This window comes from Nostoc sp. (genome assembly GCF_036919495.1).
Lineage (GTDB): Bacteria > Cyanobacteriota > Cyanobacteriia > Cyanobacteriales > Nostocaceae > Nostoc.
In genome coordinates this window covers 43,888-59,196 of sequence record NZ_JBALBZ010000046.1, presented here as the reverse complement: position 1 = coordinate 59,196, position 15,309 = coordinate 43,888, and the positions used below count along the sequence as shown (strand labels likewise).

Annotated in this window: 12 protein-coding genes and 1 pseudogene; 6 read left to right on the top strand and 7 right to left on the bottom strand. The window is 40.4% G+C overall.

Annotated features, from left to right (window positions below; genetic code table 11):
* Nucleotides 1-403: 403 nt before the first annotated feature.
* Nucleotides 404-1,465: an S-methyl-5-thioribose-1-phosphate isomerase gene (gene mtnA, locus V7K25_RS06065; RefSeq protein WP_335156007.1), complete on the bottom strand. Its 1,062-nt coding sequence runs from the start codon at nucleotides 1,463-1,465 to the stop codon at nucleotides 404-406.
* 671 nt (nucleotides 1,466-2,136) lie between these two features.
* Between mtnA and V7K25_RS06060 the strand changes: the two genes are divergently transcribed.
* The 5 genes from V7K25_RS06060 (at nucleotide 2,137) to V7K25_RS31550 (ending at nucleotide 7,277) form a co-directional block, all read left to right on the top strand.
* Nucleotides 2,137-3,147 (top strand): DUF2235 domain-containing protein, encoded by a 1,011-nt coding sequence (locus V7K25_RS06060; protein ID WP_335156005.1) that lies wholly within the window; start codon nucleotides 2,137-2,139, stop codon nucleotides 3,145-3,147.
* A gap of 79 nt (nucleotides 3,148-3,226) precedes the next feature.
* Nucleotides 3,227-4,858, top strand: a complete 1,632-nt coding sequence (locus V7K25_RS06055) for a peroxidase family protein (RefSeq protein ID WP_335156003.1) — start codon at nucleotides 3,227-3,229, stop codon at nucleotides 4,856-4,858.
* A gap of 201 nt (nucleotides 4,859-5,059) precedes the next feature.
* Nucleotides 5,060-6,241, top strand: coding sequence for a catalase (locus tag V7K25_RS06050; RefSeq protein WP_335156001.1), 1,182 nt, complete (start codon nucleotides 5,060-5,062; stop codon nucleotides 6,239-6,241).
* 403 nt (nucleotides 6,242-6,644) lie between these two features.
* Nucleotides 6,645-7,166 carry a GNAT family N-acetyltransferase gene (locus V7K25_RS06045; protein ID WP_335155999.1) on the top strand — a complete coding sequence of 174 codons (522 nt, stop codon included), beginning with the start codon at nucleotides 6,645-6,647 and terminating at the stop codon, nucleotides 7,164-7,166.
* A complete protein-coding gene (locus tag V7K25_RS31550) occupies nucleotides 7,167-7,277 on the top strand; it encodes a hypothetical protein (RefSeq protein ID WP_442948066.1) in 111 nt (36 codons plus the stop codon).
* Between the two features lie 216 nt (nucleotides 7,278-7,493).
* Here V7K25_RS31550 and V7K25_RS06040 read toward each other — a convergent pair whose 3' ends face one another.
* From V7K25_RS06040 to V7K25_RS06015, 6 genes and pseudogenes are all read right to left on the bottom strand, one after another.
* Nucleotides 7,494-8,696 (bottom strand): calcium-binding protein, encoded by a 1,203-nt coding sequence (locus tag V7K25_RS06040; RefSeq protein WP_335155997.1) that lies wholly within the window; start codon nucleotides 8,694-8,696, stop codon nucleotides 7,494-7,496.
* 235 nt (nucleotides 8,697-8,931) lie between these two features.
* Entirely contained in the window at nucleotides 8,932-9,141 is a 210-nt protein-coding gene (locus V7K25_RS06035) for a hypothetical protein (RefSeq protein WP_335155995.1), read from the bottom strand.
* A 741-nt stretch (nucleotides 9,142-9,882) separates the two neighbouring features.
* Nucleotides 9,883-11,790, bottom strand: coding sequence for a 1-deoxy-D-xylulose-5-phosphate synthase (dxs, locus tag V7K25_RS06030; protein WP_335155993.1), 1,908 nt, complete (start codon nucleotides 11,788-11,790; stop codon nucleotides 9,883-9,885).
* Nucleotides 11,791-12,320: 530 nt separating this feature from the next.
* Entirely contained in the window at nucleotides 12,321-12,767 is a 447-nt protein-coding gene (locus tag V7K25_RS06025; protein WP_335155991.1) for a hypothetical protein, read from the bottom strand.
* Between the two features lie 442 nt (nucleotides 12,768-13,209).
* Entirely contained in the window at nucleotides 13,210-14,172 is a 963-nt protein-coding gene (locus V7K25_RS06020) for an aldo/keto reductase (protein ID WP_335155989.1), read from the bottom strand.
* 526 nt (nucleotides 14,173-14,698) lie between these two features.
* A pseudogene (locus V7K25_RS06015) lies at nucleotides 14,699-14,890 on the bottom strand (DUF2811 domain-containing protein); the annotation flags it as partial.
* A 72-nt stretch (nucleotides 14,891-14,962) separates the two neighbouring features.
* On the opposite strand from V7K25_RS06015, the gene V7K25_RS06010 reads away from it, so the two are divergent.
* On the top strand, nucleotides 14,963-15,157 hold the full coding sequence (locus V7K25_RS06010) for a hypothetical protein (RefSeq protein ID WP_335155987.1): 195 nt from the start codon (nucleotides 14,963-14,965) through the stop codon (nucleotides 15,155-15,157).
* Nucleotides 15,158-15,309: the final 152 nt, after the last annotated feature.

The following is a 15,309-nucleotide window of genomic DNA, read 5'->3' as shown; positions in this document are numbered from 1 at the left end:
GATGAAGGGGCTGCCGTCGGCAGCCCCTTCATCCCCCCTTTTAAAATGATTATCATTATTGTTAATGGAATAATTTATTTTCTGGAAGTCCCTAAGGGGAGGGAAACCGGAAATCTAGTTCAATCCCATTTATAAAGGGGGGAAACCGAAAATCTAGTTCAATCCCCTTTATAAGGGGAGGGAAACCAAAAATCTAGTTCAATCCCCTTTATAAGGGGAAGGAAACCGAAAATCTAGTTCAATCCCCTTTATAAGGGGAAGGAAACCGAAAATCTAGTTCCCTCCCCTTTATAAGGGGAGGGTTAGGGTGGGGTAAAACTGACGTGAAACGCAGGTGAGTAAACTATTTCAGACTTGTGTATACATCGTAGGTTAAAGACAAGGAGGGGTTTGTCGAACTGAATTACACTAATTGCTTTACCTGTGATTTTGCTAATTTATCAGGTGCGATCGCTCCATTCTCTGTAATAATTGCTGTAATCAACTCTGCCGGAGTCACATCAAAAGCTGGGTTATAAAAATCTATACCTTCAGGTGTGAGAATAGTATCGCCAACTTGATAAATTTCTGTTGGTTCGCGTTCTTCAATAGGAATTTTGCTACCATCGGCTAATTCAAAATCAACGGTAGAAAGGGGCGCAGCGACAAAGAAGGGGATATTATGTGCTCTAGCTGCGATCGCAACACTATATGTACCAATTTTATTAGCAGTGTCGCCATTAGCAGCAATGCGATCGGCACCTACAACTACAGCATGAATCAAACCCTGTTTCATACAATGGGCTGCCATATTATCAGTAATTAATGTAACTGGAATACCTTCTTGCACACATTCCCAAGTGGTGAGTTTTGCGCCTTGTAAGCGAGGACGAGTTTCATCGGCAAATAAACGTTCTAAACGTCCTTCCCTCCATGCAGAACGCACCACACCCAATGCTGTGCCATAACCAGCAGTAGCTAACGCCCCAGCGTTACAGTGAGTAAGCAGCCTCAGCTTTTCTGGGGTAGTGGGCAACACTGCCAAACCATTGTCGCCAATCGCTTGACAGGTTTGTAAATCTTCAATATTAATTGCTTGGGCTGTTTGGAAAAGGGTTTGTTTGATGTCTTCTACTGTTCCCAGCGTTTCGTAGGCGGCTTTCAGCATCCGGCTAATTGCCCAAAATAAATTTACCGCCGTTGGACGAGTAGAACGCAACAACTGGGCTACTTTATCTAAGTGTTGCAAAAATTCGTGGCGATCGCTTGTTTTAATTTCCCTGGCACCAAGATACATTCCATACCCAGCAGCCACGCCAATTGCAGGCGCACCTCGCACAATCATAGTTTTAATCGCCCGCGCCATATCTTCACTGCGGTGAATTTCTACAAATGTATATTCGTTTGGTAAGCGAGTTTGATCAATTAGTGACACTGAGTCATTGTGCCAAATAACGGGATAAACCTGGTTTGTAGAAGGTGTCATAGAGAGAGAGGTAGTTAGTAGATGGGCAATATTTTTTACTTTAACAAGAAAGAATTTAGGAGCCAGAATTTAATTCTAAATTCTACGCCATTGGTGAAGCAGTGCGCCCTTGCGGTTCCCCAATTTGTACCCCTACGGGAAGCAAGCAAGCTACGCTCTTAGCGTTAAGGCAGGGTAGCAACTGCCGTTCAGCGACGAAAGAGTGTTACGTCTTGTAGAGAGCGTTTGAATAGCCGTGAAACACCACACCAAATTTTCTTGTTTTGTAGTCAACTTTCGTAGTGGCGGGTCTCTCTTACAAAGTTGCTCCTCTTGGGGAGACCCCAAGACCGCACTTTGCGCTGAATTCCCGATTTAATTGATTATGAATTCTGCATCTTGTTTAATATACTTTGATGATTGAATTTTAAAAACAAAAATTCAATTAACTATTTCTAGCTTTTTATAGTTTTGTTACGTGGATAGCTACTTAATATTATTTAACTAATTTCCTGCTTATCTGTCTTAAATGTCCTTGCCTTTTCATTAAAAAAGTGAGATTATATTTCGCTAAAGCGTTGATAAAAATAGACATATTTTTGATATAAAAAATACCTTTGCCTTAACTCTATGCCGAACTCACACCTTGATGAAAAATTGAACTAATTACTTAAAAGCTTTGAAATCTAACTATGAAACGTATTGTCATTTGCTGCGATGGAACTTGGCAACAGTTAACAAGTATTTACCCAAGCAATGTAGTTAAGCTAGCTCAATCCGTGAAACCGATCGCTAGTGACGGGGTTACACAGATCATATTTTATGACGAGGGCGTTGGAACCGAGAGTCAAAAGGTTTTAGGGGGAGCAACCGGAGTAGGAATTGATAGAAATATAGAAGATGGCTACCGATTTCTTAGCCTCAACTATGTTCCTGGTGACGAAATCTATCTATTTGGTTTCAGTCGTGGTGCTTACACAGTTAGAAGTCTGGCGGGGATGATCTATTGCTCCGGTCTTTTAGACCGCCCCCATGTCACCAAAGCACATGAAGCTTACGAGCTTTACCGTAACCGGGATATTAAACCCAAGGATAAAGTAGCAGCAGAATACCGTCAAGCTTATGGCGATCGCGTCCCGATCGCATTGCTCGGTTGTTTTGACACAGTTGGGGCCCTTGGTATTCCTGGGATACCCGGCTTCAGCAAGTTGCACGAGCAGCTGAATAAGCGGTACAGATTCCATGACACTACTTTAAACAAATGTATTCAAAATGCATTGCACGCGATGGCAATCGACGAAATCCGCGAAATCTTTGATGTTACCCCCATGAAAAAGCATCCTGAAGCCGACGAAAGCCAGAGGGTAATTCAAAAGTGGTTCCCAGGTGGGCACGGCTGTGTTGGTGGTGGAACCAAAGAACATAGTGGGTTATCAGATGCTGCCTTACAGTGGATGATTGATGCCATCGGTGAAATGAAATTGGGGCTTGACTTCGATACAAGTGTGATTCCGACAGGTATTAACCCCAATTACGAATGTGACTTTAAGAACGATGTTGGATTTTTTAAATTGGCAGGAATCAAATTTCGTGAGGTCAGTGATGCCATTGAAGACCTTCATGAAAGCACGATCAACCGTTTGAAAAGTCGCAAAGACTATCGACCAAAAAACCTACAAAGAATTATTTCTAAACTGAAATAATTTGAATTAATTTGGTTAATAGAAACAGATAATTTTTGAGTGCATTAAATACAGAATTGCAAAAAATTAGGTAAAAATTATGACAGGAAAAAGAGATACATCCAAAGACGGTTTAGAGAATAAAATTCAAACATACGTTTTAACGAACTTTAAACCGATTTGGCAACTTCTCCAAAGTAACAAATTTATTGCACGTAAAGTTAATAAAACTTTGCTTAACAGCCTCATCTATAAAATTCCAACTCGTCCTAATCCCTACAGTATGATGAGTCTAGATGAGCATATTCCTGATACTGAAATTCCTAAAAAAACTGATACTTATACTTCTTGGGAATCACTCAACGATCGCACTTATACAGGACGACATCTACCCCCCGATCCCAAGCTAAACGCTGAAGGCAATTTACCTAAAGTTGAAGACCTAGCTGTTTTATTCCGTAAAAAGGATGGTAAAACCATCTATTCTCCCAAATCAACTATGCTGTTTCCCTATTGGGTACAGTGGTTTACAGATAGCTTTCTTCGCCTTAATCACTTTAATAAATTAAAAAATACTTCCAATCACGAGATTGATTTGTGTAATGTTTATGGCTTAACCAGAAAACAAACACATCTTTTAAGAGCTTTTCAAGGAGGTAAATTAAAAACTCAGAAACTCAAACGCCAAGATGGTGTAGAAGAAGAATATCCCTTGTTTTATTATGCTGATGCAGCACAGGATAAAGTTAAGCCTGAATTTGACGGTCTTTATGAACCTCTTAATGATGAAAAAAGACAGTCTGTAGATAAAAAACAATATATGTTTGCAATGGGAGTAGAACGAGCAAATGTGCAAATTGGCTATGTAATGCTCAATACTCTATGTCTCCGGGAACATAATCGGCTTTGTGATGAATTAGCAAAGAATTACCCTAATTGGGATGATGAACGCCTCTTCCAAACATCGAGAAATATTCTCATGGCGATTATTCTCAAAATCATTATGGAAGAGTACATTAACCACATAACTCCTTATCACTTTAAGTTGTTTGCTGATCCTGAAGCTTTTACTAAAGAAAGCTGGCATCGTCCCAATTATATGGCAATTGAGTTTGACTTTGTTTATCGCTGGCATAGTGCGATTCCAGAAACTTTTAACTATAACGGTAAACCAACTCATATTGCTACATCCCTTTGGAACAATAAGATGTTTTTTGACCAAGGTTTAGGGGCATTGATGGAAGAAACTTGTTCTCAACCAGGTACAAAAATTGGTTTATTTAACACCCCTGATATATTGGTTGAGTTAACAGAATTACCCTCAATCCGACTGGGACGACAGTTGCAATTAGCAAGCTACAACGATTATCGCCAACTGTGTGGTTTCCCCAGAGTCACGACGTTTGAGCAAATTACTGGCAATGAATTTGCTCAAAATAAACTCAAAGAATTATATGGTCATGTTGATAATATTGAGTTCTTTGTAGGACTTTACGCCGAGGATGGGCGGAAAAATTCAACTATTCCTTCCCTAGTAGCACGCTTAATTGGGATTGATGCTTTTTCTCAAGCCCTAACTAATCCTTTACTATCACCCAATATATTTAATGAAAAGACTTTTTCGCCTGTGGGTTGGGAAATTATTCAAAATACCAACACTGTCTCTGATTTAGTTAATCGCAACGTTCCTCCCTCAGGCAGAAAGTACAAAGTTAGTTTTGACCTTCACTAAAGATCGGCTTTTAGTGCGATCGTACCCTAACTCTTAAAAGCTTGTTATACATAACATGTTGTAAAGAAGACCTTGGTATAGCGATCGCTCTTAATAATACTCTTTTCACTCTGTCACTCAAAGCTGATTTTACAATAATTGCAAACAAGCGATGTCTAAGCAGCTTCAAATAAAATCAATTGATTAATCCTACCTAAAAAAATGAAACTATTTACCGAATACCCAGAAAAAGACGAAGCCAAATATTCCGATCTCATGAGTGAGCTAGTCAAAAAGAATATGGAAAATCTTTATGGAGGTAAGAAGAAAGAAACTGCAAAGAGAGATACCCACTCTAAAACCAACGCTGCTGTACAAGGGACTCTAGAAATCTTTGACTTTGATGAAGTAGCAATTAAACAGGAATTGAGCAAACGCACCTCATTAACTGAAGCTCAACTTCAAGCTATTTCTCTAAAACAAGGTTTATTTACCAAACCCAAACAATATCCGGTTTGGCTACGATTTGCAAATGGAGCGTTTTCAGTAAAGAATGATTATGAAGGGGATACGCGCTCCATGGCCGTAAAGGTAATAGGGGTAGAAGGAGAACGACTACCGCAAAGTCACGAGTTAAAAACCCAAGATATTATTGCCCACAATACCGAATTCTTTTTTGTTAGAACCATCAAAGACTTCCACAGCTTTTTTGTAGCCGTTTATCGAGCAGGGCTGTTTCCCCTTTTTAAGCTGTTGGTGCTTTTTTGGCTAAAGTTGCATCCCTACGAATCTACTCTTTTAAAAAACAGTTTCAAACGGTTTCCTAAGAGTTTGCTCACAGAACGCTATTGGAGTGCTTCAGCATTTTCTTTGGGACTCAAATCTGATTTTGACCCATCCCAACCAGGTCGAGTTCCTGTAGAATATCCGGTTGTAATTAAATATGCATTTACTCCAGTTTCCAGTCAACCACCTCATCAACAACTTCCTCTCGAATCCAGACCAGAAAGTGAGCTTCAGCGCGCCAAAGCCTCCGGTTCAGAGGACAACTACTACCGAGATGATATCATTCAAGCTTTAGCAAAGCCTGATGCTGAATATTGTTGGGACTTTCAAATTCAATTTCAAACTAGCCCAGAAATGTCTATTGATGATACTACTATTGTTTGGAATGAAAAAGAATCACCCTTTATTACAGTTGGTCGCCTAACAGTTAAGCATCAGAAGGTTAATTCTGCTAAAGATAATGACTTTGGGGAAAATCTTAGTTTTTCTCCTGGGAATGGTCTAGCAGTGCATCGTCCTGTTGGTGCAATCAATCGGTTACGCAGCATTGTTTATCCTATAGTTGCTAATGACCGTCATCAAAAACGAGGAGTCAAATACCAAGAACCAACTGTTTAATTTTTCACAAGAATTATTAACTATAGCAGTCCTAAATCATTTGTGAAAATTATATATCTCTTTCTTCTTTCTTTTGCGCCCAAAGCCAATACTTTGCGGTTCATTTTCAAGTTTTATATTTTTCACGAATCAAATAGGACTGCTATATAAGTAAGCTTGTTTTTCTGGCGTTGCTGAATCTAGGGATGAATATTTCACGCAAAGACGCAAAGTAAAATCTATAAAATCATCTTTGCGACTTTGCGGGAGGCTAATTCATATTTCCAACCAGCAACGCCCGTTGTACTGGATACTGGCAAGATTTGTATAAGAATAAATCTTGGCTCAAAATATTGTGTATTATTTGAAGTGAAGTAATGCCAAAACGCTGTGATTGCGACCACCACATGCGAATACAGATAACATGAAAATCCGATTTTTAAACTCGCAAGATGTCGCCGCTTACCGCGAACTGCGTTTACAAGCATTGAGTAAATCACCGACGGCTTTTGCTTCCAGTTTTGAGCAGGAGGCTTGCTTGACTTTGACCGCCTTTGCTGCAAAACTACACGCTCACGATAATTATACTAGTGGTATTTTTGGTGCTTTCGATGACAGAGAACAACTAGCAGGAATGCTTGGCTTTTCTCGTGAGAGTCGCCCGAAACGCGCTCACATCGCTTCACTATGGAGTATGTATGTTTTGCCCGAATTCCGCCGTCAAGGTGTTGGAGCAGCGCTTCTCGATCAAGCATTATCCTATGCCCGACAACTTGGTGTTCTGCGACAGATTGTCCTCGGAGTTACTGCGAATAATTTAGCAGCATCCTCCCTTTATAAGTCACGCGGTTTCGAGCGTTTTGGTTTAGAGCGTGACGCTTTATTCATTGATGGCACATATTTTGATGAAGAGCATCTCGCATTACACTTCAACCACGATACCTAAATAGCAGCTTGGGCATTAGGAGAAATTGAAAATTCTAGTGCAGCAGAACCATTAATTAAAGCATTGATGAGAATAAAAAAGTCAGACAGACGGCAAGAGAAGCCCTTTTAAAAATAATTTCCAAGTTTCCAGTTAGTATGATAGGTTGATATTTCGGTATTAGTGGGATAGGTTTGAAAGAAAAGTCTGCTTTTAATTTTATTGCGATCGCTGAAGGAAGTTAAGGGACTTCCAATACATAAATTATCCAACTTTGTGGGGTGGGCAAGATAACCACCTCACAATAAATAGTTGGATATTTTTTATTTAGAATTGGGCGAAGCGGTATTAGGCAATTAGACTGAAATTGCTACTATTGAGAGTAATATCAGGATTTCCTAAACGGGCAAACTCAAACACTGTTCCTGTACCCAAAACATTCCCATCCCGGTTATAGAATAACTTGTCACTACCTTGACTAAAGACAATATGTGCCTTACTAGCGTTGACGAATTGATCGTTAGTGACAACAGCAAAGTCAGTTAAAGTTTGTCCCACAGTATTAGTAACAGCATTGAAGGTGGTTTTACTCAGCACAATCTGGTCTTGTCGCGCTTCAAACTGGGTGATGTAATCAATACCTAAGCTTGTGTTAAATACACCATTGCCTTGGAATGCATATTTATCACTACCAACTCCTCCAGTCAAAGTATCATTGCCCAGTCCTCCCCAGAGAAAATCATTACCGATTCCACCTGTGAGAATATCATTACCATTATCTCCCTCAAGGGTGTCATTTCCTGCTAACCCTTGGAGTTGGTCATTTCCGCCACTGCCAATCAGGGTATTATTTAGTGTATTACCGGTAAGACTGTCATTACCTGTGCCACCCGTTGCATTTTCGATCACGTTGTTGGCAGAGAGAATGAGTTTGAGATTGCTATTAACCGTTTGCGAGGTGGTTAAACCTAGATTTAGGTTTACGGCAACTGTAGTACCGCTAAAGTTAATAGTATCAGTACCACCTGTTGTGGTTTCTATAATTGTGTCGGTTCCCAAAGCACTATTAGCTAGGAAAGAATAGGTATCGTTCCCTGCTAACCCTTGCAGTCGATCATTTCCGTTACCACCAATCAGAGTGTTATTTAGTGTATTACCAGTGAGACGGTCATTACCTGTGCCACCCGTTGCATTTTCGATCACGTTGTTGGCAGAGAGAATGAGTTTGAGATTGCTATTAACCGTTTGCGAGGTGGTTAAACCTAGATTTAGGTTTACGGCAACTGTAGTACCGCTAAAGTTAATAGTATCAGTACCACCTGTTGTGGTTTCTATAATTGTGTCGGTTCCCAAGGCAGTATTAGCTATGAAAGAATAGGTATCATTCCCTGTCCCACCGTGCAAAGTATCATCCCCAGCACCACCTAATAATTTGTCATCTCCTTGTTCCCCAAACAAACGGTCATCACCGTCACCACCTAGTAGGCTATCGTTACCTAAACCACCAAACAAATCATCATTGTTACCAGTTCCTCTGATGGTGTCATTCACAACTGCACTATTGAAAATAAAATCACTGACTTGCAATTGACTTTTGCGAATGCCATTGATTTTGAGTCGATAATAATAATCGCCGTTATAGAAGTTATAGCGAGTGCTAATTATGGCATTAGTATCTGTATCCTCACTTGTCAGAAGTGAGATAGTATTGAAGTCACTGATGCCAAGAGTTCTGAGATCAATTTTGTCTGCTCCCTTCTGAAAATCTGTTACGATGTCTAGGTTTTTAGCACCAACAGAACCACGAAAGTTCTCTAAGACAAATTAATTGATCGTTTCCTGCACCACCATACAAGGTATCACTTCCATAACCACCTGATAATTGATCGTTTCCACCTAGCCCAGAAAGGGTATCATCACCGCCTAAGCCTTGAATCGTATCGTTTCCAGAAGTGCCGACTAAATTATCGTTATTGTTTGTTCCTTGAATAGCCATAGTTTTACTGTGCTTTTTTGGGTTTAAAATGTGCAGACAGAATTTGACATATCATGTAATATCTATTACATGATTTTTGTGAACTCAATAATTAATATTAAATATTAATTATTATCTTGTTCTTCACTCTCAATCAATCTATCGGAATTTGGTTTGATTTTGGAAAAAGACCACGACAAAATACGGGGTTAAACTTAAGTCGTTTAACCCATGAAAACTATCAAGCGATCGCCTGCTACTAAATTGATCCTGCTATTCAATTGATGGTATAATGAGCCTAGAAATTAACTAGATTAAGTATACAGATAATGGAAAAATAAAAATAAATTTCAGTAATTATTTAATACTTGATAATTTTCGGTAATTGAATAAGGTTTAACCGAACATGATAAGCTAATCGGCATTTAAGTTGCATAAAAGCAGGGCTTCAGCCCTTACTACAAGCGAATCATTCTGGAAAAATGAATGACGATTAGCTTATTAAACCGCGTCCATCTTGAAAACTGTAGTTCTTTTCGTATGAAAAGAAAACCCTCATCCCCCAGCCCCTTCTCCCAAATTTGGGAGAAGGGGAGCCGGAAAGAAGTCCCTCTCCCTTCTTGGAGAAGGATTTAGGGTGAGGGCAAAAACTACGGTTCTCAACATAGATGAGGTTTACTAATATCAAACTTGCCATTTTGATAAGCGATCGCCCACACTTGTGAACTCAGGTGTGGGCGATTTATTACTACAAAGAATTAACTAAACCACAGCAGATACTTGCTGCTTAAAGAAAGCTTGCAAAACTCTCTCTGCTATTTGATGACTAGTTAAACCTAGTTCTGTCTTAGATTCATTGGGTTCAGCATGATCTACTAATACATCTGGAACACCGAATCGCTTGACAGGAACGAGAATATCTGCATCAAGTAACGCTTCAGCGATCGCACTACCAAAGCCACCCATGACACAGCCTTCTTCTAAGGTGACAACGCGGCCGATTTTCTTAGCTAAAGGTAAAATCAACTCGGTATCCAAAGGCTTAACAAAACGGGCATTAATTACAGTTGCTTCAATGCCGTGTTCGCTGAGAATTTCAGCAGCTTGCATCCCTGGATAGACCATTGTGCCATAAGCGACGATTAACACGTCATCACCTGTACGCAGAATTTCTCCTTTGCCGATTTCCAAAGGTTCCCAACCTTCTTCCATCAAGGGAACGCCGTAGCCATTGCCACGAGGATAGCGCATAGCGATCGGGCCACTGGTATGGTTAATGCCAGTTACTACCATACGTTGCAATTCTGCTTCGTCCTTGGGTGCCATTATTGCTATGTTGGGAATGCAACGCAGATAAGCGATGTCATACATACCTTGGTGGGTGGGCCCATCAGATCCGACAATTCCTGCCCGATCCAAACAGAAGAATACTGGCAGGTTTTGGATGCAGACATCGTGAATTATCTGGTCATAAGCGCGTTGCAAAAAGGTAGAATAAATGGCGGCGACAGGGCGCATCCCTTGAGTTGCAAGTCCTGCTGCTAGAGTAATTGCGTGTTGTTCAGCAATGCCGACATCAATATATTGATTGGGTAGTTTAGCTTGAAGTTTATCCAAGCCTGTCCCCGTTGCCATCGCCGCAGTAATCCCAACGATTTTGGGGTTTTGTTCGGCAAGTTTCACCAGAGTATGAGAAAAGACTTTGGCATAAGCTGGGGGTTTGGGTTTACTGGAAGGAATAGCTTTGCCAGTTGCGACGTTAAAGGGGCTTTGGGCGTGGTAGCCAACTTGATCTAGTTCGGCAATTTCATAACCTTTGCCTTTGACTGTTGCTACATGTACCAAAACTGGGCCTGCTATTTGATGTGCCTGTTGGAAGGTGGCAATCAATTCTTCAAGATTATGCCCATCGACTGGCCCAATATAAGTAAAGCCGAGTTCTTCAAAAACTGCACCTACCTTGGGAACAGCCAAGCGTTTCATGCCTTCTTTGATGCGTCCTAGTTCGGGAGACAGGGATTCACCCACGAACGGAATTTGCTTAAATTGTTCTTCAAGATTATCTTTAATAAATTGCACCGGCTGGCTGAGGCGCATTTTGTTCAGATAGCGGGGAATCGCGCCGACGTTGCGAGATATAGACATGTCGTTGTCGTTGAGAACAACCAACAGGTTAGTTTTCGGCATGTGTCCAGCATGGTTGATGGCTTCTAAAGCCATACCCCCAGTCAGCGCCCCATCCCCAATCACAGCAACGGCTTTAAATTTTTCTCCTTTTAAGTCTCGCGCTAAAGCCATGCCCAATGCTGCTGAAATACTTGTAGAAGCATGTCCAGCCCCAAAGTGGTCAAACTTGTTTTCACAGAGTTTGAGATAACCTGCAACTCCGTCTTTTTGTCTGAGGGTGTGGAAGCGATCGTAACGTCCTGTAAGCAGTTTGTGGGGATAAGCCTGGTGTCCTACATCCCAAATCACTTTATCCCGATCTAAGTCCAGTGTCTGGTAAAGTCCTAGTGTTAATTCTACAACACCTAACCCTGGCCCCAAGTGTCCACCATTAACTGCTACGGTTTGGAGATGCTTATCTCGAATCTGACGGGCAATCTGTTGCAGTTGGCGAACAGATAAACCGTGCAACTGATTAGGATGGGTGATTTCGCTCAGATGCATATTATAGGGTTTTCCTCTCTAACTTCAGGTTTTCGGTATTTTGATTTTCCCACGGTCGGGTTGTTCACATAATTCAGACTCTTACATTGTTACTAAGTTGTAGCGGAAAGTATAACTTCGTAATTGATAATGGTGAAAAATTTCTTAACCTTTAAGAATTCGTACAAATAAGGTTAAAATCAAAGTACATTTGTCAATAAGTGATGCTACTTAAAGATAACTTTAAATTCGTATAAAAACAAGCATTTCAGCAGCAGTTTGCGGAAATTCCTTAACTAGATCGCTTACTTTTGCTAAACTCAGTATTCCTTAGTAAAAGAATCTTTCTAAATTAATAATTATAAAATTTTGTCTTACTTCTGAGATAATTAGCAAATAAGATGCCAATTAGAATCACAGCATAAAGTTTATAAATTAATCTGTGCAAGAATTTAGACTTTCCCAAATTATTTGTAAACAGCAAGATTCCCGACTTTTGTAAAAAGTCGGGAATCTAAGGCTTTCCATTTGAACAAAATCAAATAGGATTACTATTTACCAAAAGCATCTTTGATATTATCAACAGTGCGCTCAACAACATTCTTTGTCTTGTCTACCGCTTCTTTAGTCCGAGCCGAATCTTCGTCTGCTCTTCTTTGAATTGTAGCCGCATCTCTCTTTGCTTTGCGCTCAACAAAACTGCCATTGTCTGTTGCTTGATCAACTTTACTGGCGTTGCTCTTAGCAGCTTCTTTAACTTTATCTTTTGTATCTTCGATGAAATTTTTGGCTCGTCCAGCATCTTTACTGGTTTTTTCTTGAACTTTATCGCCTGCATCTGATGATGCAATCAAGGTTGCAGTAGGAGCAGCCATTGCTGAAGTGTTGGATAAAAATGCCCCTTGCCAAACGAAAGCGATCGCTAACATACAAAACAGTGTTGTAGCCATCCAGCGTTTTACGGTAGAAAGCTGTTTTGTAACATAATTCAATTTCATAGAATACAATCTCATGTGACTTAGTATACTATTTTTACTTTATTTAGCTTATTTGCCATATCGATCCCTAGATAGAAGTTTTTGCGTCATTAGTAATGAAATGAATTCACTATTTTGATAGATTGAATTTTAAGTAAAGATTTTGTTGCTGGTAATTTAAGAGCGAATTAAACAATTCACAGATTTTAGACATGAGCTTAGACGCGTAGCAGCTTGTCCTTAGACATCGCGCTTAGAGAAAAATTAGCGATCGCCCTTCAATTAATTAACTTGCGATCGCACCCGCAATGCTATTGTCCAGGCTTTCGGGTAAGCAACTTAATACTCTAACTAACCGTAAATAACGCTTTTAAAAGGTTATATTTTGACTAATTAATTAAGCGGGCAAACGGCATGTTTTATTCTGAGCAGGCATATATATATGACTAACACTAAGAAAGCATTACGCTGACATCAATTGCTGAATGCGTTGTGGCTCCTCTCCTAGCCAATCTGGATTTTGGGCAGTGCTATCGAAAATTGATGAGGTTTTGAAAGGCTCAAACTTGCCGCGTGATGCTGCTTCTGCCGTTTTTGCTAAAAGCGATCGCACCTGCTGGTCATTCATTGGCTGGAACGTCCGCACTGCTTCAAAAGTTTGCTCTAGAATCTCCATGCTGTCAATTCCGGTAATCACAACCGATGTGGGCAGATTCAAAGCATAGTGTAAACATTCAATTGGCGTTACAGTATTTGACCTTAAAATAATACCGTTTGCCAAGCTTTTCATTCCCAGAACGCCGATGTTTTGTTTAACCAGTTCTGGCACAACCAGCTTTTCAAAGCTTCGGTAGTGGGCATCCATTACATTAAGCGGCATCTGCGCTGTATCAAATTTAAACCCGTTAGTGGCTGCAACTTCCAGCATGTGCAGATGAACATAGGGGTCTTTGTGCCCAGTAAAACCAATATATCGGAGTTTGCCAGCTTTGCGTGCCTCAATCAAGGCAGCATTCGCCCCTTCTTCGTCAAAAACTCGATGTGGGTCTTCGTGCCGAAGGATTTCGTGGTGCTGAACGAGATCGATGCAATCAACTTGCAGGCGTTGGAGTGATTCGTCTAGCTGTTTTGCTGCTGCTTTTTTAGAACGACCATCGATTTTTGTCATCAGGAACACTTTGTCTCGATAGCCATCGCGCAGCGCTTTTCCCATGCGAATCTCGCTGGCTCCACCGTTGTAATCCCAACTGTTATCCATAAAGGTAATGCCACGATCAATGGCTGTTCTAACAATTCGGATTGCCAATTGCTCATCAACGTGCTTCAAGGCGATGTGCCAACCACCCAATCCGATGGCGGAAACTTTTTCTTCTGTACTGCCGAGAACTCGATATAGCATTTCTGAATTTGATGTAGTTCTTGCCATCTATTCTCCAAATCTTTCAACTATTACTTAAATACATATAGATATCTGTTAATCAAAACACAAAGATAAGCTAGCAATATCTTGCTGAAGATACACTTTTCAACACGATTAAGAAATTACTGAAGAAGCCAAAATACCGATGGCAATTTGGAATATGTGAGATAAAGAAGCGACTTCACACCAATGCACAGCAATGCGCCCCTACGAACATGTTTGTATTCAAAATAAAACCGTTATGTAACAAGTACTAACGGTCAGCTAAATATATTCAAGTTTTGTCTCAATTCTAAATTTTGCACTATTACCAACTAGTTTTGGCAACAAGAGAAACTATTGGAACCTCTTTAAATCTACTGTTCTTTTTTGTTGTTAATATTACCCCGATATAAGCGATCGCTTTGGATCAAAATCCCATTAATGGGGCACGGCAAACCGTGCCTCTATTAGGGCTTCATACCAGTACCTATGGGGTGTCTAGTAAATTAGCTGTTGCGGGTGAGTCGTTACAGGGCATTTGTACTGTGGAGTGGTGGAATAAAGTTTCCAGATAGACTCGAGCAGCACGGCGATCGCTATCTCCATTTTGGAGTAAAAACAATGATAGCGCCGCCGTCAATACTCTGTTTTCATCCCAATCGGGATGGGTTTCTAAGTAGTTTTTTAATGATTCGTGGAGTGTTTCGGGAATTTCTGTAAAGATGCTAACCGTTGCTTTCATGAGATTTTCCTCCTATGAGGATAATCAAGAGGGACAAGTTGCTTGCGCTGAAGCGGCTTAGGGCTACTTCACATGCTCTTTCGCCAGCCCGCCAATCTACGCTTACATCTGGTAGTAATATATTTTACACACTTGATGCCAACGGTTGAACGGATTACAGAAGCAAGCCGAATCATTGTGCGCCAAGAGGGGGTGGGTTTGTCAATGCTGCGAAATGTTAAAAACCAGTGTATAAAAAATAAATGCGAACGAGATAATCAGCATTAGAAGCTCTTTTTCGTTACGTAACTTTATAAGAACTCAGTCCTTTAAATTCCTTTCCACTGTTTATCAACAATCCCCAACAAGAGAGTAAGAAGCCCATTAGCTCGTAGAGAACCTGTGGAAAACTGTTAAAATCCCTGTGGAAACCCTGTGGA

Coding starts and splice junctions, on each gene's coding strand:
- mtnA (WP_335156007.1), bottom strand. CDS start 1,465: ATGACACCTTCTACAAACCAGGTTTATCCCGTTATTTGGCACAATGAC.
- V7K25_RS06060 (WP_335156005.1), top strand. CDS start 2,137: ATGAAACGTATTGTCATTTGCTGCGATGGAACTTGGCAACAGTTAACA.
- V7K25_RS06055 (WP_335156003.1), top strand. CDS start 3,227: ATGACAGGAAAAAGAGATACATCCAAAGACGGTTTAGAGAATAAAATT.
- V7K25_RS06050 (WP_335156001.1), top strand. CDS start 5,060: ATGAAACTATTTACCGAATACCCAGAAAAAGACGAAGCCAAATATTCC.
- V7K25_RS06045 (WP_335155999.1), top strand. CDS start 6,645: ATGAAAATCCGATTTTTAAACTCGCAAGATGTCGCCGCTTACCGCGAA.
- V7K25_RS06035 (WP_335155995.1), bottom strand. CDS start 9,141: ATGGCTATTCAAGGAACAAACAATAACGATAATTTAGTCGGCACTTCT.
- dxs (WP_335155993.1), bottom strand. CDS start 11,790: ATGCATCTGAGCGAAATCACCCATCCTAATCAGTTGCACGGTTTATCT.
- V7K25_RS06025 (WP_335155991.1), bottom strand. CDS start 12,767: ATGAAATTGAATTATGTTACAAAACAGCTTTCTACCGTAAAACGCTGG.
- V7K25_RS06020 (WP_335155989.1), bottom strand. CDS start 14,172: ATGGCAAGAACTACATCAAATTCAGAAATGCTATATCGAGTTCTCGGC.
- V7K25_RS06010 (WP_335155987.1), top strand. CDS start 14,963: ATGCTCTTTCGCCAGCCCGCCAATCTACGCTTACATCTGGTAGTAATA.